This is a genomic window from Pseudarthrobacter sp., assembly GCF_036675385.1.
Taxonomy (GTDB): Bacteria; Actinomycetota; Actinomycetes; order Actinomycetales; family Micrococcaceae; genus Arthrobacter.
Window position 1 is genome coordinate 1 of the sequence record NZ_JAKFFD010000122.1, and the last position, 1,841, is coordinate 1,841.

Annotated in this window: 2 protein-coding genes; both read left to right on the forward strand. The window is 65.5% G+C overall.

The window, feature by feature from the left end:
• A partial coding sequence (fbaA, locus tag V6M49_RS09655; RefSeq protein ID WP_332760972.1) for a class II fructose-bisphosphate aldolase occupies positions 1 to 1,005 on the forward strand: 1,005 nt, incomplete at its 5' end.
• Between the two features lie 2 nt (positions 1,006 to 1,007).
• Positions 1,008 to 1,430: a DUF3151 domain-containing protein gene (locus V6M49_RS09660; RefSeq protein ID WP_141139325.1), complete on the forward strand. Its 423-nt coding sequence runs from the start codon at positions 1,008 to 1,010 to the stop codon at positions 1,428 to 1,430.
• Positions 1,431 to 1,841: the final 411 nt, after the last annotated feature.

The following is a 1,841-nucleotide window of genomic DNA, read 5'->3' on the forward strand; positions in this document are numbered from 1 at the left end:
CCAGAGATCTACTCCGAGATGATCGACCGTGCCAAGGCCGGAGGCTATGCATTCCCGGCCGTCAACGTCACCTCCTCGCAGACGCTGAACGCCGCACTGCGCGGCTTCGCCGAGGCTGAGTCCGACGGCATCGTCCAGGTGTCCACCGGCGGAGCCGCCTACTGGTCCGGCGCGGCCACCAAGGACATGGTGGCCGGTTCGCTCGGCTTCGCCGCGTTCGCCCGGGAAGTTGCCAAGAACTACGGCGTCAACATTGCCCTCCACACCGACCACTGCCCCAAGGACAAGCTGGACGGCTTTGTCCTGCCGCTGCTCGCAGCTTCGGAGGCCGAGGTCAAGGCCGGCCGCAACCCGATCTTCAACTCGCACATGTGGGACGGTTCGCACGAGCCGCTCAACGAGAACCTCAGCACCGCGCGCGAACTGCTGGAACGCACCGCCGCCGCGAAGATGATCCTCGAAGTTGAAATCGGCATCGTGGGCGGCGAGGAAGACGGCGTGGAAAACGCCATCAACGACAAGCTGTACACCACGGTGGAGGACGCTCTGGCCACCATTGAAGCCCTCGGCGCCGGCGAGAACGGCCGCTACATCACGGCCCTGACCTTCGGCAACGTGCACGGTGTGTACAAGCCCGGTGGTGTGAAGCTGCGCCCGGAGATCCTCAAGGACATCCAGGCCCAAGTGGGAGCCAAACTTGGCAAGAACAGCCCGTTCGACCTCGTGTTCCACGGCGGCTCCGGTTCCTCCGACCAGGAGATCGCCGACGCCGTCTCCTATGGTGTGATCAAGATGAACATCGACACCGACACCCAGTACGCGTACACGCGTCCCGTGGTGGACCACATGTTCAAGAACTACGACGGCGTGCTTAAGGTTGACGGCGAAGTGGGCAACAAGAAGCTCTACGATCCGCGCGTCTGGGGTGCCTCCGCCGAGGCGGGCCTGTCCGCCCGCGTCGTCGAGGCAACCAAGCAGCTGGGTTCCGCTGGAAAGACCTTCTAGGAATGTCCGACGAGTTCCGCAAGAACCTCATGGGCCCGGAGCCAACGCTCCTGCCTGCCGAGACCGACGTCTACGCGCAGCTGGACGCCGGCGCCGAAGCCTTGGACCTGGTGGAAAAGCACCCCACATCGTCGCTGTTGTGGGCTGTCCTGGCGGAGGAGGCGTGGTCTGAGGGCCGCACCATCGATTCCTACGCCTACTCGCGCGTGGGCTACCACCGCGGGCTGGACTCCCTGCGCCGCAACGGCTGGCGCGGCGTGGGCCCCATCCCGTGGGAGCACGAACCCAACCGCGGCTTCCTGCGCGCGCTCTACTCGCTGGGCCGCGCGTCCGCGGCCATCGGCGAAGCCGAGGAACCGGAACGCATCGAGAAGTTCCTCAACGACTCGGACCCGGCAGCCAAGGCAGCCATCGAGGGCAAGTAGCGCAAGAACGACGGCGGGCGGTCACCTTTTCAGAAAGGTGGCCGCCCGCCGTCGTAATTTCCGGCGGTTGGGGAGCGAAACCCAGAAGTCGCCACCGGCGGATCCAAGTTCACCACGGCCGACGCCGAGACCGCCAAGCTGGGCAGCGACGCCGAGGCCGGAGAATTCCCCCGCATCATCAAGCACGCCAACGGCGAGACCACTCTCGACAAAAAGCCGAAGCGCATCGTAGTCCTGGACACCGGCGAGCTGGACGCCCTGGTGTCCCTGGGCATCACTCCGGTGGGCATGCCCACCACGGAAGGTGCCAACGCGGTCCCCGGCTACCTGGCTGACAAGGTGGCCGGCGTGGAAACTGTGGGCACTATCCAGGACCTGAACCTCGAGGCGATCGCCGCACTGAAGCCGGAT